The organism is Bacillus sp. DWP3-1, assembly GCF_049896565.1.
In the GTDB taxonomy this organism is placed as follows: domain Bacteria; phylum Bacillota; class Bacilli; order Bacillales; family Bacillaceae; genus Bacillus.
This window is the reverse complement of sequence record NZ_JAFCUN010000004.1, coordinates 208,316-231,909: the sequence shown is the minus strand read 5'-3', so window position 1 is coordinate 231,909 and position 23,594 is coordinate 208,316. Positions and strand designations below refer to the sequence as shown.

Annotated in this window: 5 protein-coding genes; 1 reads left to right on the top strand and 4 read right to left on the bottom strand. The window is 46.0% G+C overall.

Annotated elements, in window-relative coordinates; translation table 11 throughout:
* Positions 1–15: 15 nt before the first annotated feature.
* Positions 16–555, top strand: a complete 540-nt coding sequence (locus ACP7A0_RS10960) for a hypothetical protein (protein ID WP_034664129.1) — start codon at positions 16–18, stop codon at positions 553–555.
* Between the two features lie 28 nt (positions 556–583).
* Here ACP7A0_RS10960 and ACP7A0_RS10955 read toward each other — a convergent pair whose 3' ends face one another.
* From ACP7A0_RS10955 to ACP7A0_RS10940, 4 genes are all read right to left on the bottom strand, one after another.
* The gene (locus ACP7A0_RS10955) at positions 584–1,324 is read right to left on the bottom strand and encodes a thioesterase II family protein (RefSeq protein WP_426005115.1); all 741 of its coding nucleotides are present in this window, start codon (positions 1,322–1,324) and stop codon (positions 584–586) included.
* Positions 1,325–1,330: 6 nt separating this feature from the next.
* The gene (locus tag ACP7A0_RS10950; RefSeq protein ID WP_426005113.1) at positions 1,331–9,526 is read right to left on the bottom strand and encodes an amino acid adenylation domain-containing protein; all 8,196 of its coding nucleotides are present in this window, start codon (positions 9,524–9,526) and stop codon (positions 1,331–1,333) included.
* 13 nt (positions 9,527–9,539) lie between these two features.
* Positions 9,540–19,670 carry an amino acid adenylation domain-containing protein gene (locus tag ACP7A0_RS10945; protein WP_426005111.1) on the bottom strand — a complete coding sequence of 3,377 codons (10,131 nt, stop codon included), beginning with the start codon at positions 19,668–19,670 and terminating at the stop codon, positions 9,540–9,542.
* Between the two features lie 63 nt (positions 19,671–19,733).
* Positions 19,734–23,567: a non-ribosomal peptide synthetase gene (locus ACP7A0_RS10940; RefSeq protein WP_426005109.1), complete on the bottom strand. Its 3,834-nt coding sequence runs from the start codon at positions 23,565–23,567 to the stop codon at positions 19,734–19,736.
* Positions 23,568–23,594: the final 27 nt, after the last annotated feature.

The following is a 23,594-nucleotide window of genomic DNA, read 5'->3' as shown; positions in this document are numbered from 1 at the left end:
TTAAAGGGTGTTATTATGAAAAAACACATTTTATTAGTATGTATGCTCTCTGGTATTATAGCTTTTATCCTTTCTATATTAAAAATGGATGAAATAAATAAAAATCTACTTGAGCTGCAACTTGAAGGAAATCAAGATATAATTGAATTTAGTAAGTGGATAGGTATTTCTCTTGCTGTTATTGGAGAAGTATTCAAGCCTATAGTAGAAGTTTTATTTTTTTCATTAATCATTTTTCTAAGCTTTATAATTTTTGGAATAAAAGATTCCTATAAAAGTATATTTAAAAGAGGGGTATTATCTTATTATTTCATCTTAATAGGTAACTTGATTGTCATTATTTTATACCTCTTTAATGTACCTAATGCTGAACACACGATCACAATTCCATTTTTGTGGAATATTAATATTTTTGTTATAGTCTCATTTAGTGTATGGTGCTATTCCTACGTGAAAAATCAAGAAAATAGAAGTTATAAATTTTACATCCCATTCGTATTATTATTCTTATTTTCTTTGGCCATATCAGCGTTTTCAAGTATTCTTCCTCAGTAAAAAACGACCCAATATGGGCCGTTTTTTCTTATTTCTTTATCAATTGTTGTTTGGCTGCAAGGTCAATCACATGTCTCATCTGTTCTGCGAAGTGCTCGAGGTGTGTGTTGATGTACATGTGGCCTCCATCGAAATTGGTGCGTTTGATGGTCTTTGCCCATGGCAGCCAGCCGTTTGCATCTTGCATGCATTTTTCATCTTGTGTTCCATTGAATAAATAAACGGGTGTTTCGATGACGGATTGATCTTTGTGCTGGAAGGTTTCCAGTGCCTGGTAGTCTGCACGTAAGGACGGCGTAAAGTAATCCATCATTGGTTTGTTCTCTAATAATTCCTTTGGAATCCCGCCCATTTCGGCAATATGCTGAACAATTGCTTCATTGGATAAATGGGTCAGGATCTGCCGTTTTGTTTGCGGCGGCTGAATGGCCGAGATCACAACTGCTGCAGGATAGACCCCTTCCTTTTCTAGCAGCTGCGTCAGTCTATACACGACAAGTCCTCCCATGGAATGTCCGAACAGGATAAATGGGCGGTTCAGGTTGCCTGTAAGCCCTTCTTTGTACAGCTCAGCCAATTGGTCAATGCTCGTTTCGAGCGGCATGAGATTGGTTCCATGCCCTGGGGGCTCTGCTGCTGTTACTTCGGCAGAGCCTTTTAGCTGTTCAAAGAGCGGGCGGTACGAGGCGGAATAACCGCCTGCAAAAGGAAAACAAATAAGCTGAATAAGGTCTGATTTTTTTTCAAAGGTTTTAAATAACTGATTCATACGTCCTTACCCCTTTATAATCGTTTGAAGAATCCGTGCCAGTTCATCTGCCTGCGGCCTTTTCATCATGGTGACATGGTCTCCTTTGATGTGATAATACGAGCACGACCCTTTCGTATAAGCCTCCCAGTCTGAGAACTTCTTCTGGAAATCGATGGCGTGATCACTGCTTTGTACAATATAAAACGGCACAGGGAATGGTTCTTTTTCTAATTCAATGGCTTGTGACATGATCGTATTATGCGTTTGCATTTGCAAATATTTATCTAAATATTGATCATTCATAAATTGATGAACCACTTCATCCTTTTCCGCCTCTTTGAGTATTGTCTGTTTCACTTCTTGGAAGCTCAGCCCTTGTAATGCTTCTGGCTGGATGCCGACGAGATTTCCCATTCCTAGGACAAGCGCAAGCATTTTCACTTCTTCTTCGTTCATATCGGCATGGAGCGCCTGATCTGCCTCATCTCTTAGCACTGGCACCGTATCTAAAATGATCAATCCTTTCGGCGCTTTTCCTGCATGGCAGAGCCGCTGATTCATTCCGTAGGCAAGATGCCCGCCCATTGAATGCCCTGCTAGATAGTCAATGCCTGGTCGATAGAAGGTCTCAATGGCTTCAATAAAAATGGTGACAAGCTCTGTGTAATGAAGGAATTGCGGTTCTTCATCCTCATATAAGCCAGGAGACTGCATGGCATAAACAGCGCCTTGATGTGTCATCAGCTTAGCAACATCGATATAGCCCATGACCGTTCCACCGGCAGGCGGTGCAAAGAATATTCTCGGTTCAGCTGGATCGCCTTTTTTCAGCTCAATCACATAGTCCTTCGGAGACCTTTCGACATGCTCCCCGGCCTCTGGAATTGCGTCCACATGTGTGGCTAGCTGCGCAGGTGCTGGATGCATGAAAATCCATTTTGGATCAACACGAATCCCCTTTTCTTTTAATTTGGCAACAGCCTGGATACTCATAATCGAATCGCCGCCTAAATCAAAGAAGGAGTCATGCATGCCTACTTGTTTGACACCAAGCACTTCCTTGAAAGCTGTGACAATTTGTTCCTGCGTTTCGGTGACTGGTTTGTCATCCCCCTGGGAAAGAGAGATCGTTTCTGTCGGCTCTGGCAGTGCTTTTTGATCAACCTTTCCGTTCGTTGTGACTGGCATTTCGTCCATTACAATAAAGTAACTTGGAATCATGTAGCCTGGCAGGCTTTCCTGCAAAAATGCTTTCCAGCCCGGAACAGGATTCTCCCCGTCTGTGACAAGGTAGGCTGCCAGCCGTTTAGAGCTGCCATACGTTTTGGCGATGACTGTACATTCCTTTACTTGCGGATGCTTGAGGAGAGCTGTTTCAATTTCCCCACATTCAATCCGGTAGCCTCTAATTTTCACGAGGTTGTCTTTTCGGCCGAGATATTCAATGGTGCCATCTGAACGCCATGTACCAAGATCACCTGAACGATACAGCTTGTCTCCCTCTAGTTCAGGAAATGGATTGTCAATAAAACGCTCCTGCGTCCGCTCTGGATCATGAAGGTATCCTTTTGCCAGCCCTGTGCCGCCGATATAGATTTCTCCTTTGACGCCTGCTGGCACTGGGTTGAGCGCTTCATCTAGAATGACGACAGTTGAGTTCGATACCGGGACACCAATTGGAACTGATCTTGCACCCTCTGGCATGTGCGTGACTTGATGTGTTGCTGCTAAGGTCGTGTTTTCTGTTGGACCGTAAGCATTGATGAGCACACCCTCCATATGTGGGAGTACCTTTCGTGCATGCTCACTAGACATCGCTTCTCCGCCAACAAGTAATGTGCGGTAGCCTGCTACACTTTTTGGATCGTGCTCCACCAGCCGATTGAATAATGCGGTTGGCAGACAGTTGGCTGTCACTTGATGCGTTTTGATCAACCGTGATAATTCATCCATATTCAGTGCGGCATATTTTGGGATCAGAATCAGCTGACCGCCATTCAGCAGCATTCCCCATAATTCAAATGTAAAGGCATCAAAAGCATAGTTTGAGAGCTGAAGCATCTTGTCATCTGGACCTAGTTCAATATAGTTTGTTTCTCTAACCAGGCGGACAACTCCTGCATGAGGGAGCATCACGCCTTTTGGTGTACCTGTTGAGCCTGATGTGTAGTTGACATAGGCCAGCTGGGCTTCCCCTATGATCGATTGTTCTCTTTGATACACTGCATCTGTTTCTGATAACGGCTTGTCCATGTTAATCTTTGTACCTGTAAAGTCTACTAGACGACTCGCAAAATGAGACTGAGTGATGATCACATCACTTTGCGTATCGCGAACGATGAGGCGGATGCGTGCATCTGGATATTCAGGTGACATCGGAACATACGCAGCACCAGACTTGACGATACCTAGCACCGAGACAATCATGTCAAAGGAACGATCAAAAAGCATCGGTACCAGTGAACCTGGTCCAACTCCTTTAGACTGCAAGTAAGCAGCAAGCTGTGTCGCCTTCTCATCCAACTCTTGATACGTCATGTGCTCTTCCAAATAGGACAAGGCAATACGGTGCGGATCACGCTGCACCTGTTCTTCAAACAGCTCTTGAAGGGTCCGTTTTGGATATGACGTAGCCGTTTGGTTTTTCCCTATGATCATGGCGGCCTGTTCCGCTTTGTCCATTAAGCAATAGTCAGAAAATGTACGTTCAGGCTGAGCCGTCATGCCATCTAGCAGATGAAGATAATAATTCATATAACGATGGATGGTCTCTTGATTAAATAAATCTGTATTATATTCCACATGGATCGACAGCTGATCTCCCTGTTCAAATACATGCAGGGTGAGATCAAATTTAGACACTGTATGATGGACCATCACATGTTCACTTGTCAGCCCTTTGAGATTTACATTGAGCGAATCTGTTACATACCCCATGGCCACTTGGAAAATAGGCGATCGACTTAAATCTCTATCCAACGAAAGATCATCGACAAGCTTGTCAAATGGATAACGCTGATGCTCAAATGCTTTTAACGTCATCTCTTTCACGTTTTCCATGACATCAGCAAATGTATCTGCTGTGGAGATATCCTGCCTCAGCGCAAGTGTATTCACAAACATCCCAACGAGCTTCTCTGATTGTTTGGCATCTCGCCCTGCGATCGGCGAGCCAATGATGATATCTGTCTGTCCGGACAGCTTGTGAAGCAGGACGTAGTACGCTGACAGCATCGTCATGAACAGCGTTGTGCCCTGCTGCTTGGACAAAGCCTGCAAACGGCGGATAAGCGGTTCTTCCAAGACGATTTGCTCTGTAGCGCCGTTAAATGTTTGAACCGGCGAACGAGGGCGGTCAAACGGCAGCTCTAGCACTGGAAGTTCACCTTGTAAGGTATCGAGCCAATAGGTTTGGTCTGCTTGATGATGCGTTAGTTGCTCATTTTCCCAATGAACATAATCTGTCCATTCGATTTCCAGCGCCGGGAGCTGCGGCGATTCATCTGAAAGAAGCCCGTCATATGCCACTTCTAACTCCTGAATGAGCAGGCTGAGCGACCATGCATCTGAAATGATGTGGTGCTGCGCGCAAAGAAGATAAAATTCCTCATTGCCCATATCCACAATCGTCCACTGTGAAAGAGGTCCTCTTTCTAAATCATAGACGCGGTTTGCCTCTTGCTGAATAAGCTGCTTGAGTCTTCTCGTTCTCGTTTTTTCATTAAATAATGAGAAATTCGCAACTGTGACGGATGGCGGAAGGTCTTCACGTATCAGTTGAACTGGCTTGCCCCCAAGCGATTTAAATGTTGCACGCAGTGCTTCATGACGTTTCGTTAAGAGACCGATCGCTTTTGTTAACGCTTGAATGTGCAGTTGTCCTGTCAGCTTCCAAGCACCTAATATATTGTAATGATGGCTCTTTTCTAATGTGGATAAGAACCAAATGCGCTTCTGAGCATGTGACAGCTCATAGCTTGTTCGCTTTTCAAGCTTTGGAATCTTGGCTTCCTGAACAGCCGGTGCCCCTTTGATGTCATCAACCATTTGCGCCAGATGGGCCAGATGCTTACTTTCAAATAATATTTTTAAAGGCGCCTTGATTGAACATTCATGATTGATCCGAGAAATAGTTTGAGTCGCCTTTAATGAATGCCCGCCAAGATCAAAGAATTGATCCTCTTTGTACACACGATCTACGTCTAAAATGTCCTCCCATATGGCAGCAAGAATTTGCTCTGTTTTCGTTTCTGGCAATTGTTTTTCAAGGGGTTGTCCATTTTTGTGATGATTCAGCTTGAGGGCTTCATGATCAATAGAGCCATCTTGTTTTTTCGGTATTTCCTGTACTTGCTGAATATCCCAGTCACCTTTTGTTACGCCTGCGATATCTTCAACATGCACTTCTTTGCCAGACTGAACCGTGTAAAAAAGCTTTTTCTCAAAAGTCGGAATTGGTGCTGGCTGAAGATACTCAGCGATTTCTGGATTGGCTCCGTCTAGTCCGATAAATAGATGCGCTTCATTCAGCCGGGCACCTAGACATAATGAATGGAGACCTTGCTTCTTTCCAATCAATTGAAATCCCTTGCGGACGGTTAGCGCTGCGCCGGTATGTCCCTTAGACAAACCAAGATTATCCCACATGCTGAAGTTCAAAGAGATTGCCCGTCTTCCTTCTTGAAAGGTGAGAGCGTGCGCAAGTCCATCTAAAAAGCTGTTGGCTGCAGAGTATGCCCCGAATGTTGTGCCGCCAAAAAAGCCATTCACCGATCCAAAAAAGACGAGTGGTACTGCCGGGTCATGCTTGAAGGCTTCCTGCAGGACAAACGCTCCGTCTGCTTTCCCTGACAGCTCCTTTGTGAAATCCTCTTCTGACGTATGAGCCAATGCATACTTATCCGCATGCTGAAAATGCTCTGACACATTGCCTGCCCCGGCTAAATGCAGCACGCCCCGGATGGATTGACCAAAGTGTTTTTCTGCTTTGTAAATCGCCCGCTCGACGTCAGCTAAATTGGTCACATCCGCTTGTACATAGATGACATCACCGAGGCCTTTTAGCTGTGAGAACGCCTCTTTCTTTTCCAGGCTGTCTTCCAGAGAAGTCCTTCCAATCAATACGAGCTTTAGGCCAAATTGGAGCATCTGTTTAGACAGCTCAAATCCAATACCGCCAAGACCTCCAGTCAGCAAATAAAGACCTTCATATTCTAAAAACCCTTCTGTTTGAGGTGCTTTCATCATATTGACTTTTTCCAGCTTTGGTACGAACCTGTGCCCGTTTCGGTATGACACCTCTGCTTTTATATGAATCGCTGACAGCTCTTCAGCAATGTGCTTTGCATCCTGTTCCACACGCTCCGCTTCAATATCAATATGGGACACCTCTGCTCCTTCCCATTCTTGCGGGATGGTTTTTAATAAACCAGCGAGCGACGTTTTCTCCACATGAAGATCGTCTTCAGGGCTTACAAATTGACCACCCTTTGTCACCACGACAAGCCGGACTGGCTCTTTGTTTTCTTGCCTCCAAGCTTGATACAAGTACAAAATAGATTGATTGGTACTCGCATGCATTTCTTTGAACTGCGCAGGCTCAACGATGGCTTCTTTGTCTGTCACATTCCACAGGTGGAGTACCTGCCCTGTCTTTAATTCATCTGCTTCAAGTGCTGCAGCGAGCCTGACGTAATCCCCCTTGATTCTCGGATTCATCTGGTACATCCCTTTGGACAAACGCAAAAATTCACGCCCTTTTTTCACAGAAACATAGGGCTGATTTCTTTGTTCAAATTGTGCGTAAAGTGATTGGTACAGCCCTTTTTCATCCTCGAAAACGAGTACATGATCAGCAGAAGGCTGAGACGGACCAATATGCTCCTTTGCCCAAGTGCGTTTGAAAAACCAATCTGGGAGTGTTTGTTCATTTTCAGAAGCAAGATCCAGTGCCCTTTCAATGTCACGGAATACTCCCTCTTTTAGCGCTGCACCTAACTGGGCACGTTGGATTTTCCCACTCTCTGTTTTCGGAAATTGGTCTTTTTTCACCGGAATGATGTGATCAGGCTCTATCCCGATTTTTCGGATGATGGCCTCTCTAATCTGCTGAATCATCGTGATTTGTTCCTCTATTGAATCTTTTTGCGAGACAAAAAAGACGGCAAGCGTGTCGTTGCTTGATTCGGGATTGTAAATGCCGTACGCAGCGGCAAAGGTGACTTCAACCCCGTCCACCTCTTCCACAACCGCTTCAATTTCGTAATTCAAATAGTTGGCTCCGTTGATGACGATGATGTCCTTTTCTCGACCTGTCAGAACAAGACGCCCTTCGTGAATAAATCCTAAATCCCCCGTGTGAAACCAGCCATTTTCCGCAAATACCTCTTGATTGGCTTCCTCATTTTGATCATAGCCCATCATAATCGTTGGACTCTTCACCTGTAAGCGCCCGACCTGATCTTCTGGCAGCACATGATGATGCTCGTCTACAATCCGAACCCATACAGACGGAATAGGTACGCCGACTTCTGTAAACGTCATCTTGTGCGGATGATCTTGCGTCACGTATTGAATTTCACCTGTTAACGAGGTCTGATCAATCGTCAGCTGTCCATCCTGATCATCATGCCGCATGAATTTCTTTGATTGAACAATGGCTGAGGATGTTTCAGACATGCCGTACGCCGGCACCATCGCATGGCGGCTTAATCTGTGCTGACCCATGATATGCATGAAGCGCTGCGTCACTTTTGGAACAACCGCTTCGGCTGCATTCATAATATAAGTCAGTGTGGAGAGATCCCAGCTCCCCTTGCGAATGTCGTCCTCATATTCATTCATCATGGCAAAAGCAAAATTCGGTGCCCATGTCCTTGTGACGCCGTATGTTTCTACCCAATCCAGCCACACCATCGGCCGCTCGATAAATTGATCGATGGATGGACTAATCTGCTGGCAGCCAAGGTAGACGTCATGCACATGAAACATGACAATGCCTCCTACATGATCAAGCGGCATCCAGTTAAGCGACACATCCTCATGCGTAAAGCCATTTGTCTGCTCAAAGGAGATGATCCGAGATAAAATACTTTGATGGTTGTGACGGATACACTTAGGCACACCCGTACTTCCTGAAGACAGCAGCTGAAGCACAGGCTCATCCGGCTCTGGCTCATAATGCTGTTCATCCGGTTCACACGTAAGCAATGTTTCTACTGTTAAAATAGGTATTTCTTTTGCCTCAAATGTCTCACGCAGCCCAGCAATGTCTTCAGCACTTGCTTCTTTTGTAATAATAAACGGTTCATTTTGCAGCTGAAACACGCCCTTGAGCTTGTTCACTCCTTGATTCATCTCATCATAAACAGGCGGAACAGAGACTGGAGTCGGAATGATGCCACCGAGAATACAGCCCCAAAACACGGTGATGAAATCATGATGATCTTTTAATTGAAGTAACACTTGATCGCCATTTGTCAGCCCTGCTTTCCTTAAACCAGACAGAACCCGTTCTGCGTTTGTGAGTAACTCAGGATAGGTTTGGGTCAATGTGCGCCCGCCTTCTTTGATATAGGTCACCCCGCGGTCAGGTGACATAAAGGCTGATCGAATCAGCACCTCTGTCAGTGTGACAGGTGTGCCTGGTTTTTTGATGACATCCCCGCCATACACAAGTGCTGGCGGCTTTTCATGAGCGGATGCTTGCTTTGTTTCGCCCGCTTCATCCTTCGAGATCGATACGTTCCCTTGCGCACGCTGTCGATTAGGAAACAGGTCATCTAGGTGATAAGGCATTTGTTTTTCTGTCTGACTTTCAATGAGAGCGGCCGCTTCCTCCACTCCATCTATGGCTTTCGTACGCTCTTCTATCTTTCTTAAACCCTCTTCATCTATGATGTCAATCGAAAGCAATGCTTCTGTATCGATGGCTCCACTTTCTGCCCTTGGCAAGGAAGGCAATAAGACGAGAGCGGCTGGTACTTCATAGGGATGAAGCGGGCCTTTCATCAAGTCCTCTCTTGTTAGCGAAGGGTCCTTCGCCTGTGCAAATAGCACAAGCGAGAGGCTGCCTTCTTGATTTTTCTTAGGGATTAACACACATTCCTTTAGCGGAAAATGAAGCATCATGACTTGCTCTAATGCTTTGAGATCGATTCGTTTTCCGTTGATTCTGACGATATGATTTGCTGCATGTCCTTTTCGTCTACTAACTAACATCGTTCTTCTCCTCCTACATCCAATCCAAAATCTGAATCTTGTTTTTTTCAGTCCAAACGCCGACATCCCCTGTCGGATAGAGGTATTCGCCTGTTTGATGTTTGAATGGATGCGGAATTTTATGCGTCTCCATCCAATCAGCAAGCTCCCCGCAAAGTGCTTTGATATCCTTCGTGCCGATAAAAATATCTCCAGAAAATCCTATCGGCATGAGCTGATGCTCTTCGCTTAGCACAAATATTTCCGTCTCACAGGAAGGATCGTGCACTCCTGAGTAGACCTCTTCTTGGTCTGGGTACAGCACGCTGACTTGTGCGTTTTTCGCCCACTCGGTGATCATCCGCTCTTTTTCTTCATTTGTTACCATCGTGAAATCAGAGAGTGGTGTCTCCACTTGTTCTGTCATGGCTTCAAGTGTGTGGCCCAGCTGCTGCATCAGCGATTGTATTTGTTTTTCTGTATATTGATTGAAGCGGTATGTGACTCGAAGCTCCAGCGTATCTCCTGGGACAGCCACAAGGGTCAGGTCATAGTTTGTTTCTTCATGACTTGCAATGTCTAATATCCGTACACCATACGGCTCTACAGATTCAATCGGATAGTTTTCAAACACGACAATGCTGTTAAACAATGATTCTCCATTCGGGATTTGGGTCATCTGCTGAATATCTGGCAGTACGGTATACTCAAATTCTCGCATGTGAAAAACCGTTTCCTGCGTCTGTGCCAGCAGCTCGGCAATGGTCCTGTCTGGTGTGATCGGCAAACGGAGCGGCAAGGTGTTAATAAAGAGCCCTGTCATGCTTTCAACCTCTGGTAAGTCCGCCGGCCGCCCAGATACTGTGACACCGAACACGACATCCTCTGAGCCTGAATGAAGGTGCAAGAGCAGCCCCCATGCCGCCTGAATCAGTGTGCTCATCGTGACCTTCTGTGTGCCTGTCATCCTCTCCAGCTTCTGCTGCATTTCAGGCGTCAGTTTGATACTAAATTGATCAATACCTGCTCCTTCATTCGAAGTCTGCTCTCCGTCCCCAGGAAGTGGTGTGGCTTCCTCCACTCCTGACATATAATGTTTCCAGAACTCTTGCGCCCTCTCTTGATCCTGCTTTTGCAGCCATTCGATAAAATCTTTATACGGACGTACAACAGGAAGGTTTATCTCTCGTTCATCCACAAGAGAGCGATACATTGAAAAGGATTCCTCAATCAAGCCGAACAGGCTCCAGCCATCGATTAAAATATGATGAAAGCTAAAAACAAACGTGCATGTTTTCTCGTCACGATGGAATAAAGCGATACGAATGAGCGGTTCAGCCGCATCCTCTAATTCGAAATCCTTTGAACGATCGGATTGTAAATAACGCTCAATGGTTTTCTTCTGATCCGTTTCACTCAGGTGGCGCACATCGTGCTGAGTGAGGTGAATGCTTCCTTCTGATTGAATCAATTGGACAGGCTCCTTTAGCCCCTCCCAAGCAAATCTTGTCCGCAAAATCGAATGACGTTCTACAAGCAGATTCCATGCTTTTTCATAGGCTTCGCCGTCCGTTAAGCCTTCGAGCGTCATATGAACCTGACCAAAATAAGCCTGTGACGCTTGATCTAACAGTGCATGAAACAGCATCCCTTGCTGCATCGGAGATAGTGGATATACATCCACTACATGATCTGGAAGCTCATCTATTTGCTTTTGCGTCAGCTGAACCATTGGAAAATCAGATGGCGTAAAGCCGCCTTTTGTCTCTATACAATGCGTCAGAATGTCCTCCATTTTTTCTTTGAACCGTTCAGGTAACTGGCGCACCTCTTCCTCCTGAAGCAGTTCACGATTGATCATAAAATTCATCTGAAGCTGACCACTGACAACGTATCCGTACACATCGATTAAATGCTGTCTTTCTGCTTTTGGATCATGTACATGTCCATTTCGTTCATCTGCTAAATACAGATTTGCCTCACCATCTATTTGATCTAACTGTCCAAGGTAATTAAAGCTCATCTGCGGCGCTGCCGTTTTGAGTAAGCGAGATACTGTCATGTATTGAAGCAAGCCATAGCCGATCCCCTTTTGCGGCACAGCTCTTAAGGTTTCTTTGACATCTTTGATTTGTCTCTCCACATCGGTTTGAATAAAAGGAATAAAAATAGGATAAGAGCTTGTAAACCAGCCGACTGTCCGTGACAAATCCATCTGTTCAAATAAATCCTCGCGTCCGTGTCCTTCTAACGTGATCAATATTGGCTTTCCAACGGCTTGCGCAAGTCCTGATAAAAGTAAATCGTTAACCTCAGTTCGGTACGCTTGTGATGCGTGCCTTAGTAAAATGTCTGTTTGATCCTTCGTCAATTGAACAGTCAGGATCTCTGCATGTTCTTCTATATTGAAAAGCGCAGGTGTTTGAAAAGGAGAACCTTCTTCCTCTTGATCCATGATCTTTTGCCAAAAAGGAACCTGCTCTTGTAATTGATCGGTTTGTGCATATTCATAGAGTGCATCTGCCCACTGCTGATAGGAAGCGGTTTTCTTTGCAAGCGCGATCTCCTGCCGTGCCGCAAGCTGCTTCAATCCATTTAATAAATCTTCCTGTATGATGCGCCACGATATTCCATCCATCACAAGATGGTGGGCTGCGATAAAAAGTTCAGACGTACGATCACTTGTCTGAAAAAGAATGGCTTTGATCACTTCTCCCCGCTCTAATGACAATGTTCCTTGACAAGCGCTTGTCTCCAAACGAATTTGCTCTAGCGCTTCCTCGTGAGAAACATCCGTCAAATCAAAGAATGTGACACAAGGGGTAATGCCAGGCGCACGAATGGTTTGAATCCATGTGCCGTCTGCTGCTTTTGTATAAATGGCTCTCAGCATATCGTGATGATCGACAAGCTTCGAAAGAACCTGTGTCAACTGTTCGGGTTGTACAAATTGTTTAAATTCCATATGCGCTGATAGATTCCAATAATCTTGGTTTGTCATCGATTGCTCAAGGAACCAAGATTGGATTGGAAGCAGACGAACATCTCCTGTAACAGGCGATTGATCATAGGACACAGACACATCCGCTCTTTTCATAGCGCGTGCCAGCTGCGAAATGGTCTGTTTTTCAAATACATCTCTTGGCTGAATGATGTAGCCTTCCTGTGCTAGACGTGCCACCATTTGTATGACAATAATGGAATCTCCGCCTAGTTCAAAGTAGTTATCATGTACATCAATTGAAGGAGTGCCAAGAAGCTGAGTCCACACTTTTTCCAGCACTCGTTCTTCCTCACTGAGTGCCTTATCTGCTGGTTTGTCTGCTTCTTCCTGTCTCCACTCTGGCGGCGGGAGACGCTTTTGGTCTACCTTGCCGTTTGGCGTGAGCGGCAGTTCCTCTAGCTCTATGAATAGACTTGGTACCATATAATCTGGCAGCTTGTCTTTCAAGGCGCTGCGAAGGTCTTGCTGGGTCCATGCACCTTTTTGGACAAAGTAACCGATGAGGCGCTTATGACCACTCTCGTGCTGATGCGGAATGACCGCACATTCTATGATGTCTTCAACACTCAGCATAGCGGCTTCAATTTCGCCGCATTCGACGCGATGTCCGCGTATTTTCACTTGATGATCCATTCTTCCAATGCAGTCGATGATGCCATTTGGGAGCCAGCGGCCCATATCGCCTGTTTTATATAAACGCGCTCCTTTTTGGAAAGGATGCGGGATAAATGATTGCGATGTTTTTTCTTCATCTCCAAGGTAACCGAGTGCCAGCCCTGTTCCGCCAACGTAGATCTCTCCAATAACACCCTGCGGAACCGGCTGCAGCTGGTCGTCTAATACATAGGCTTGTGAATAAGCAATTGGCTGACCGATAGGAACTGTCGCCTGCCCTTCGTCTAATGAGCGAATGTGATGCACACAGGAGAACGTCGTATTCTCAGTTGGTCCATAGCCGTTTAAAAGCCCTTCAGGTAAATACGGCAGTGCCTTGCGGATATGAGCAGCTGAGAGCGCATCACCACCAACCAATAATGCATCGAATCCAGATAAGGCTTCAGGATGTTCCTCTGTTAACCGGTTGAACAGCGGCACCGTCAGAAATCCTGTTGTGATCTTGTATGATGTCAGCGTTTCAGCCAGCGTATCCATTGATAAAATCGTATTTCGATCGGTCAGGATCAGCCTTCCCCCATTTAGCAGGGCTCCCCATATTTCATACGTAAAGGCATCAAAGGAGAAGCTGGCGATTTGTAAAATGCGCGTATGTTCATCAAGGGTGACATAATCTGTTTCACAGACAAGCCGGATGACTGCTTGATGCGGGATCAAAACCCCTTTCGGCTGTCCAGTTGATCCTGACGTGTAATTGATATAAGCGAGTCCATCAGGTTTTAGGGCAGCAGGTATGAGTTCTGCTTCTGATAAAAACTCTTCATATCCCTCATCAAGACAAATGAGTTCGGTTTGACTGATTGACACCTTTTTCAGCCATTCATTTTTTGTCAGTAACAGCTTAATACCTGTATCCCTCAACATATAATCAATCCGTGTATCTGGATATTCAGGATCAATTGGCACGTAGGCGCCTCCTGCTTTCACAATCGCCAGCACCCCAAGAATCATTTGAGGCGACCTGTCGATGAGCAGCCCTACTGGTTCATGCGGCGTCACACCTCGCTGCTGCAGAGAAGCAGCAAGCCGGTCGACTTTCTCTTGTAACACACGATACGTCCACTGCTCTTCCCCGAATTCGAGAGCAATGGCATCGGGTGACTTTCTCACCTGCGCTTCAAACCGTTCCGTGATGAGAAGTGGGCCTGCAGGCTGATTGGTTTTACCGCTCCATTCATAGAGCAGCTGATGCTTTTCTTTCTCTGGCAGGTAATTCATTTGTCTGATCGGCTGTGCTGGATTTTCACAAATACACGCAAGCAGATGCTCGTAGTACCGAAGGAACCGATCCATCGTGTCGTCAGAAAATAAGTCCACATCATACTCCAGTTTTAATTGAAGACCCTCCGCCCCTTCAAAAACAAACAGGGATAGATCAAATTTGGCGGTATCGTTATCTTCAATGGCTAAAACGGATGTCGCCTCCCCCATCGGAGAAGCTTCAAGCGGCAGGTTTTGCAAAACGAACATGACCTGAAACAGCGGCTGCTTGCCAGCCTCACGTACAATATTCAGCTCATCTACGACCATCTCAAACGGCACATCCTGATGCGCATAGGCGCCCATTGTTGTTTCTTTCACCCGCTCTAATAGTTCAGTGAAAGCAGGATTCCCGCTATGATCGATCCGAAGTGCCAGCGTATTTACGAAAAATCCGATGAGATGCTCCATCTCCGTCCGATTTCTCCCAGCAATGACTGATCCAATCACAAACTCATCCTGTGAAGACAATCGATGCAGCAAGGTAGAAAAGGCAGTCACTAACGTCATATAAAGGGTGCTGTCTGTCTTTTTAGAAAGGGCAGCCAGCTGCTCAGATAGCGACTTCGACAAGTGGTATTTTTTCGTTTTTCCCTTGTAGGATTGAACGGCTGGCCGCGGGTAGTCATACGGCAAAACCAAATCTTCTACAGGAACCGCAAATTGCTCCTTCCAATAGGAAAGCTGCTTATGCAGCGTCTCTCCAGTCAAATACTCCTTCTGCCATAGTGCGTAATCCGCATATTGAATCGGCAGCGGCGAAAGATCAGGCGCTCTCTTGTCAATCATCGCTGTATACCACTCAGACAGCTCTCTTGCGGCAATCCCAACCGACCAGCCATCTGACACAATGTGATGAATGGACATCAGCAGCAAATGATCTGTTTCCGACAGCCGAATCAGTTTCACTCGAAAAAGCGGATCATGTTCTAAGCGGAAAGGTGTGCCCGCCTCTCTTTTTGCCCATTCAGCCGCTTTTTGTTCTTTTTCTTTCTGTGCTGTCAGATCTGATAGATCCACCACTTCAAGCTCTGGAAGAGTCATATGCTCATGTATGATCTGCACTGGTTCATCGCCGCTCATGATAAAGGAAGTTCTGAGCGATTCATGCCTTTGCACCATTTGCTGCAGACTCATCTGAAGCACCTTCACATCTAAAGGTCCATTCATCCGAAAGGAAATTGTATTATTATAAAATGGCAGATCGGGCTGTAATTGATAGAGAAACCACTGTCTTTGCTGGGCATAAGACATCGGAATCTCCTGACCCTTTTCCATTTTCCGCACCTGTACCGCTTCATCCACTTTTGCATGCGAATCGATCCATTCCGCTAATTCCCCAAGTCTCGTATGCTCAAAAAGAACAGCGAGCGGCACGTCAAATCCCATTCTTTGTCTCACCGCAGACAGCATTTGCGTTGCCTTGAGCGAATGACCCCCGAGTAGAAAGAAATGATCACCGCAGCTGACATTTGAGACATCAAGCAGCTCGGACCAAATGTTTGCCAAAAGTTTCTCCGTCTCCGTTTGAGGCGCTCTGTCCTCTGCCTCCTGTCCACTTTCCTCAATGAATGCTTTGAAATACGCTTCATCCGGCATGCCATCCTCTGATTCTTTCCAGTATTCCTCAGGAAATAGATGTACGGAATATTCACCAGATAGATGAGACTGCAAACACGTATAAATGGACTGATACAGCCGTTCTTCAATGGCCTTTGTTTTGTCGGTTTTAAAAAAGACATACATGGCTTGCTCTGTTTGCCTCTCCGCTTGGCTCATTTCTTGAATGTCCTGCTTCGACCGATCTAATCCTATATAAATGAGTGGCGCATCTGTCATCAAACATGCCAGCATTGTCTGGAAGCCCGCCCGCTTTGGAATCGGGAGATAGCCTCTTTCTTTTAACATGCCTTTGATCATCGAACCCTCGCTCATGCCGACCTCATCCCACATGCTAAAGCTAAAGCAATACGGCTTCACTGTAGATGTCAGCCTTTGATAATGAGCAAATTGTTCAACGAACTCATTGGCAGCGCAATAAGCGCCGACGGTCATCCCGCCCTTTAACGTTCGTGCTGACGAGCTAGATAAAAATAAGACGTTCTGCCGTTTAGAAGCCGCTTCATGAAGCGCAATCGTGCCATATACCTTCGCTTCGTACATCGCATGTAAGGACGCAGACGTCATGTCAGCAAGCAGCTCCTCTTGAATGATGCCAGCGAAATGAATCACGCCATGCAGCCTTTTTCCTTGAGCCGCCTCTTGTCTTGAGATGAGCGCTTCAATGTCTTTTGCGTCCGTCATGTCCACTTCTTCATAAAAAACTGTGCCGCCATGGTCTTTCGCTTGTTTCTCAAGTGAGGTCAAAACGTCTTGCTGCTCCGCAGATAAAGCCTTTCGTGCTTTTCTTCCAAGCAGCACAAGATGCGCTTGATAGGACGTCAGAAGGTGTTCACTCAGCATCCGCCCAATGCCGCCAAGCCCTCCTGTCATCACGTAAAGCCCAGATGATTCAAATGGCGGTTTCTTCCTCTTTTGATCTTTTTCCAGATGCAGCGGTGATAAAAGAGGAATATAACGAACACCTTCGCGGTAAGCAGCGATATGATGGCTTGTGTCATGTGTAAGCTCTGTCATGATCGCTGATGCATGAGAACGGTCAGCCGGTTCTGTTAGAGAAAAATCAAGACATCGCACCTTGATAAACGGCCATTCATGCTGTACAGCTGTCATCAATCCTGTTGTCGTTGCTTTTTCCACATGATGCGTTTGATCTTCTGGCAAATTCATCGCATGAGCTGAGACAAAGGTGATCTCTACAGGTTCCTCATAGGCGGCAATCGCTTTTGTTACATATAATGTACTCATGCTGCCAGTTTTCTGCGCTTCCTTCGCCATTGCCGCTTGAAGTGTGTCTTCCTTGTTTGTGTAGTTCCAAAGGTGAATGATTTGTTTCACCGAAACGCCATACGAACGGAGCGTCTCAAAGAGTTGTTCGTAGTCTGACGGCCGATTCGGGTGGATGATGAAGTGAGTATGTGTGAGTTGTGTGAATGCTTGACCCGGTTCAACCGTAATATAGGTTTGTTCATTGTTTGAGAGGGATCTCAATTGATCTGCCAGCCCTAATGCATCTGCAAAGATCACCATGTCCCCTGCTGTTTGCTTTTCAGTTTCATGAAGCGGAGCAGGTGTCCACTTCTTTTGATAACTCCAATCAGGCAAGGTGTGTTCATTTTCAAGTCTGATGTCCAGTTCCTTGATGATTTCGTCGAATTCACCTTCCTGCCACCTTGTCTTGAGCTGTGCCCTTTCTATTTTTCCAGAGCTTGTTTTCGGAAAGGCATGCTTCTGGACAGGGATAACCTTTGATGCAGACAGACCCATTTTTGTCGCAATATGGGTTTTAATGTGCTGGCTAGCCCTCATGATATAAGCAGGCTCATACAGCTTCGGTGTAAAAAAGAGAATCAGTTCATCGGATGCAGATGCCTCCATCCGAACGGAGCAAGCAGCCACAAAGCTCGTTTCTACGCCTGGTACTTCCTCAGCCATGGCTTCAATCTCATAGTTGTGATAATTTTTCCCGTTGATGATGATCATGTCTTTTTCTCTACCGGTTAATGTCAGCCTTCCTTCGTGCAGAAAACCTAAATCACCCGTGTGAAACCAGCCCTCTGTTTGAAAAACCTCTTGATTCGCTTCGTCATTCTTGTAATAGCCCTTCATTGTCGTCGGCCCTTTGATTTGCACGCTGCCAATATGATCTTCAGGAAGAAGCTCATGCTCATGGTTGACGATGCGAATCGTGATACCCGGAATCGGTTTCCCCAGCTCTGTAAAGCTGACGGTTCCTGTCTCACGTGCCTCCGCTGGTCTTAGCTGCTCTGTCAGCGACGTTTCCTCAAAGGTCAGAACCCCGCTGTTTTCATCTCCCCGCTCAATCGCAAAAGAGAAGACAACGGCTGATGAGATTTCAGACATGCCGAAAGCCGGTCTGATGACGTCTCCCTTTAAGCCGTGCGGAGCGAGCAGGTGTAAAAACCGGTGAATTGTCTTCGGTACGACCGCTTCTGCCCCATTGATCATGCACGTCATGGCAGAAAGATCCCAGGATCCTGAAGAAATGTCTTTCTCATAATCATTGATCATCGCAAATGCGAAGTTAGGTGCCCACGTCTTCGTTGCACGATAGCGTTCCATCCAGTCAAGCCAGCGCAGCGGCTGAGCGATGAAGTCATCTGTCCTTGCCCGAATCTGTTCACAGCCTGTGTACACATTGACAAGGTGGAACATCACAATGCCGCCAATATGATCTAATGGCATCCAGTCTAACGAGACATCCTCTTGTGTAAACTGATTGGCTGCCACTGTCCCTTTGACATTCGCCAGCACACTTCTATGAGAATGCTCTACGCATTTAGGCATCCCCGTACTTCCAGACGTTAAGATAAAAAAGACTGAATCATCAGGCGTGACTGGATGTGCTTCTAGATCTCTTTCTAAAGTGAGCATCGGTTCAACGGCTGCCACACGTAATTGATCTGTATGCCACAGTAAAGCTAAGCCTTGCACCTCATCAATCAGCGAGTCATCCGTGAGAATGAGCGGGTGTTCCAGCAGGTTCCAAGCGTGATGAAGCTTCTTCACTGAGGCATTCATTTCCCGATAGGTCGGGGCTGCCGATACAAGTGTTGGGACAAATCCGCCTAACACACATGCCCAAAAGGCCGTGACCATCGCATGATTCGATGAAAATTGAAAGAAGACAGGATCACCTGGCTCAAGCCCTAGTGCCCTTAAACCCGTCAGAACCCGTTCGGCATCCTCCTTTAACTGTGCGTAGGATTGCGTGAGTTCATTTTCACTATTGATGATATAAGTCAGCCCGTTTGTCGTTTTGGCTGCCTCAGTTAGAGCGTCCTGCAAGGTTTGAGCTCCTGCACTAACATCTATATCCCCCCCATAGGAAATGGCTGGGGGCATGTCCGCTAAAATAGGCGAAGCCATTTGCGTCTGTATCCATTCAACTGCGGCCTCCTGCTCCATGTGATGGTCGAGAAATAAATGAGAGAGGTGATATGGCCGAGGTCGAATGGTTTTTTCACGAGAAAAAACAGCGAAGCGTTCGATTTCGTTGGTTTGTAAAATGGTTTTCTGTACATCTTGTAAAATCGTATCCATTGATTCATGTACATTCGATTGATTGATGGTTGATGGTTTCATATGAGTTCCTTTCCTTTTTTGTCAGGCAGGGCTGCCAGTGTGCACCCCTGCCTAATCTAAAGTTTACAAGACTGCTTCTCTATTTTTATGATGGACTATCTTTTGGATCAGCTGTGCATTTTGAGCGGCACATTCTTTGTTTTTGAACATGTCAGCGTGCTGACCATAGCCTTGATATTGTCGATAAGCGCCGGTCGTCGCAGCTTCCCAATTTTCCATCCAGTCTGGTATCGCAATTTGCTCTTCGGATTGGATGAAGTCAATGTCTGCTTGTATCTCTCCTTGGTTCACCCCCTTAACAAAAGTTTCATAGTAGGCTCTCGTTTTTTGAGCCAGCGCGTCTTGGATGAGCTCCGCTTGGGCAAGTTCACTTTGCTGCGACTGATGGACGATCGCTGCTATATCGTCATCAATGGATCGTCCTTCTAAATCACTTTCTCCTATTTTCTTATAGGAATCGATCATGATGACCTTTTCGACGGTCCGCCCTGCTTGTTCGAGCGATTGAACAAGCTCAAAGGCTAGGTAGCACCCGCCAGAGTATCCCATCAAAGTCAGCGGTCCTTCAGGCTGAAGGTGCTGGATATGCTGAACATATTGCGAAATTCGATGATCGGCTTCAATAAAGTCAAAGGCGATCAAACGAACACCATCAAGCGTTTTTGCGGCTTCCTGATAAATAAAGCCATAGCCTGGTAATGGCGGGAGAGCAAAGACTGTTGGCGTTTGAGATTCATTGAATACAAGATAGCCTGCGGCTTCCTGATCCTGCTGTTGAATATAACGGCTGATTGCTTCAATGGTAGGCGTCTCAAACAGCAAATGAATGGGCACCTGAACATCGAATTCCTTCGACACCTTGGATAAAAGCGACATCGCTTTTAATGAATGCCCGCCAAGCTCAAAGAAATGGTCATCTGTGCTGATATCATCTCTTTCAAGCACTTCCCTCCACATCACAAGCAACTTTTGTTCTACCTCATTTACTGGAAGCTTCACATGGCGGTTTCCTTGAGGCGCCTCTGGCTTTGGCAGCTGACGTTTATCAACCTTTCCATTTGGCGTAAGCGGCATTTTCTCAAGTCTGATCAGCTCATGAGGCTGCATGTAAGCCGGAAGTTTTTCCTTCAGCCCTGACTTGATCACATCGAGTTTGTCCTTCCACTCCTCCTCACACGTCATATAGGCGAGCAGCCTTGTATGCTGCGTGTTATGCTGATCAGCTATAAGGGCAGCTTGCTTTACGCCTGGATGCATGAGAAGGTGGGCTTCAATTTCTGTCAGCTCAATTCGATGACCGCGAATTTTCACCTGGTCATCCACTCTGCCTGCATACTCAATCAAACCGTCTGCTCGAAAATAGGCCAAGTCTCCCGTACGATACAGCCTTTCTCCCGCAGCAAATGGATGGGCGATAAAGGCTTGTTTTGTCAGATCAGGACGATTCAAATACCCCTTCGCAAGCCCTTTTCCGCTCAGGCATAGTTCTCCGACCATTCCAATCGGCTGAAGCTGTCCGTGCGGGCTCAATATATAAGCACCCGTCTGGTTGAGCGGCTTTCCGATTGGAATCGAACGCGTCTCTACCGGCAGAGCCTCATCTACTGGATAATAGGTGGCGAAGACCGTTGATTCGGTTGGACCGTAGACATTGATCAGTCTGTCTTTCCCCATGACATCAAAGGCTTTCCTCACATGCTGTACCGATGCCCGCTCTCCTCCGAACAGCACCTTGCGCACACTGCGCATCCAGTCGGTTTCTTCATCAACGAGGAGATTAAATAATGCAGTCGGAACAAACATGACAGAAATGCTTTCTCTTTTAATCAGCCCCGTCAGCTCGCCCATGTCTAAAATGGTCTCTTTTTTCGGCAGGACAAGCTTCGCTCCGTTTAAAAGTGCGCCATACACATCAAATGTAAAGCCATCAAATACGCTGTTGGATAGTGACAGCAGTGTATCTGTTTCTGAAATGGTTAAGTAGTTCGTATTTTTGACCACCCGGGCAATATTGGAATGGGTCGTCATGATGCCTTTTGGCTGACCTGTTGTACCAGATGTATACATGATGTAAGCCGTATCGTGTAAGCCTGCTTCTAGCAGAAGATTCTCTGAGCTCATCAGTGAAATTTCCTGATCATCCGCAAACAGATACGTACCATCAAACGCAAGTGCCTTCGCCTGACCGATAAAGGATGAGTGAGTCAGAAGATGCGTTGCCCCGCTGTCTTTAAGCATGTATTGAATGCGGCTTTCTGGATAATCGGGATCAATTGGCACATAGATTGCGCCTGCTTTTAAGACAGCCAGCAGGCTGACAATAAGTTCAGGCGTGCGGTCGGCTAAAATGGCGATGACCGTTTGATGCGTGACCCCATTTTTTTGCAAATGCCTTGCCAATCGATTGGCTTGTTCATTCAGCTCCGCATATGTCATCGTGTGCTCACCTGCTGATAATGCCACTGCATTCGGCTGTTTGCGGACATTATGCTCAAACCATTTCGACAAATACAGCTGGTCATGCTCAAGCTCAGGCGCATTCCATTCCTCAAGAATCAGCTGCTTTTCCTGTTTCGTGACGAGTGTAAGTGTATGAACCGATTGATCAGGATGCTTGATCGCCTCGTTCATCAATAGACTCAGCTGCTCCTTTAACCGGTGGACAAATTGAGGATCAAACGCTTTTTGGTTAAAGGCCAGCTTCAATTGCAATTGTTCTCCTGGTGATGCCAGCAAATTGAGATCATAGTTCGATTTTTCATACACATTCATGTTTTCCACAGTAAACCCTAATCGCGCCTCTTGCTCGTCCTTCTTTGCGGCTGGGACGTTTTCAAACACGACAATATGATCAATGAGTGGCTGCTGACCTGTCTTTGCCTGAATATCATAAATCGGAATATATTGGTGCGGCTCGGCTGCAAGAGACTGCTGCTGAGTCTCTGATAGAAGAGAACGGAATGTCATGTCATCTGTCAGCTGAATTCTTCTTGGGATGACATTAATGAACAAGCCAACCATTCTGTCAACACCAGCCAAATCTGCCGGACGTCCCGACACAACCGTGCCAAACAACACATCATTTGAACGCTGATATCTACTCAACAGAATTGACCACACCGATTGAAGCACGCTGCTTAACGTGGCATTTTGCTGCAACGCTAACTCTGATAAAGCAGCCGTTTCTTCTTTGCTCATCGACCATTCCATTTCGCCTAATTCATGTTCATTCGTTTGTTTTTTCTGTTCTTTAAAGGTTGATTGTCCATCAAACCCGGCTAATGATTGCTGCCAATATTGAAGTGATGCTTGTTTATCTTGTTTTTCCAGCCATTGAATATATTCTTTGTATGGTTTAACCGGTTCCAGCTTGTAAGGGACGTCATGCAAAAGTGCATGATAAATTGCAAATAACTCCTGCACCACAAGCCCAAAGCACCAGCCATCAAGGAGGATATGGTGATAGCTCCATATCCAGCGATAGCTGGCAGGACCCGTTTGGAAAACGGATGCCCGCATGAGAGAATCCTTCGAGAGATCAAATCCTCTCAGCTGATCCTGTTGTTTAAATGTCTCAATACGTACAAGCTGTTCGTCTTCAGAAAGATCCTGCATGTCCACCACATCAAGCGTAAAAGGGCGTTTCTTCACCACAACTTGGACAGGGCGCTTCACTTTTTCGTGGAGAAATACGGTACGAAAAATATCGTACCGTTCCACGATGACATTCATGCTTTTCTCAAGTAAGTCATGACGCAGTGTGCCCTTTACGTTCATATCCATTTGCTCTACATAAAAGCCCTTTTCTTGATGATGGAGGGTATGAAACAGCATTCCTTCTTGCATCGGTGACAGATAATACATGTCTTGAACTTGATCCCTTTTAAATGAACTCATCTATTTCATCCTCCCTTCCCGTTTGTA

Bases quoted from the DNA above. Each gene is read 5' to 3' on its own strand.
- ACP7A0_RS10945 (WP_426005111.1), bottom strand. From the start codon at position 19,670: ATGAAACCATCAACCATCAATCAATCGAATGTACATGAATCAATGGAT.
- ACP7A0_RS10955 (WP_426005115.1), bottom strand. From the start codon at position 1,324: ATGAATCAGTTATTTAAAACCTTTGAAAAAAAATCAGACCTTATTCAG.
- ACP7A0_RS10940 (WP_426005109.1), bottom strand. From the start codon at position 23,567: ATGAGTTCATTTAAAAGGGATCAAGTTCAAGACATGTATTATCTGTCA.
- ACP7A0_RS10960 (WP_034664129.1), top strand. From the start codon at position 16: ATGAAAAAACACATTTTATTAGTATGTATGCTCTCTGGTATTATAGCT.
- ACP7A0_RS10950 (WP_426005113.1), bottom strand. From the start codon at position 9,526: ATGTTAGTTAGTAGACGAAAAGGACATGCAGCAAATCATATCGTCAGA.